Annotated in this window: 3 protein-coding genes; all 3 read left to right on the plus strand. The window is 26.0% G+C overall.

The window, feature by feature from the left end:
• The coding region (locus ACVC2P_RS06375; protein WP_452597644.1) for a hypothetical protein at positions 1-196 on the plus strand (196 nt) is incomplete at its 5' end.
• A gap of 44 nt (positions 197-240) precedes the next feature.
• Positions 241-423: a hypothetical protein gene (locus ACVC2P_RS06380; RefSeq protein WP_452597645.1), complete on the plus strand. Its 183-nt coding sequence runs from the start codon at positions 241-243 to the stop codon at positions 421-423.
• 145 nt (positions 424-568) lie between these two features.
• The coding region (locus ACVC2P_RS06385; protein WP_452597646.1) for a hypothetical protein at positions 569-800 on the plus strand (232 nt) is incomplete at its 3' end.

Genomic DNA, 800 nt, shown 5'->3' on the forward strand with positions numbered 1-800 from the left:
AAAACAAACAATTATGAAAACCTTCAAAATTACTTTACTAGGCATTCTAGCCGTAGGCTTATTAACCGCAGTATTACCTACATCAAATACAGAAACGGTAGTAGAAACATCTAACCATGATATAAAAGAAGTTAAAGTAGAATTGTCGAGTGTATTTAACAAAAAGGACAAAGCAAGCGTTCCAGAAAACGGATAATATTTACAACCCTACATATACCAATTAATTAAAAACAAACAAACATGAAATACATTAAACTTACACTAATAGCGATACTATCAATAGGCTTATTAACTGCAGTATTACCTACATCAAATACAGAAACGGTAGTAGAAACATCAAACCATGATATAAAAGAAGTTAAAGTAGAATTGTCGAGTGTATTTAACAAAAAGGACAAAGCAAGCGTTCCAGAAAACGGATAATATTATAAAATAACAACATAAAATAGAATTTATAACTTTATACAGTAATATGCTTGAATATAAATTGATTAGTTAGAAAACAAATTCTCAGTTATTTTCTATATTTAAAACATAAATTCGACATAACACTATAAATACAATTACATTGAGATTAATTTATATCATTTCTATATTATTCTTCTTCCCAAAACTTGTTATTTCTCAAAATCTATCTAAAACCAAAGATAGTATTGTCAAACTAAAAGAATTAACAGATAATAGTGATGATATAAAAGATAAATTTTATTATGCTAGGTTGGCAATAAAACTTTCAAAAGAAACAAAAAACGATAGCATTATTTTAGTAAGTAATAGAACCTTGTCTTCATTATTTTTAA

It is taken from the genome of Pontimicrobium sp. MEBiC01747, from assembly GCF_053601635.1.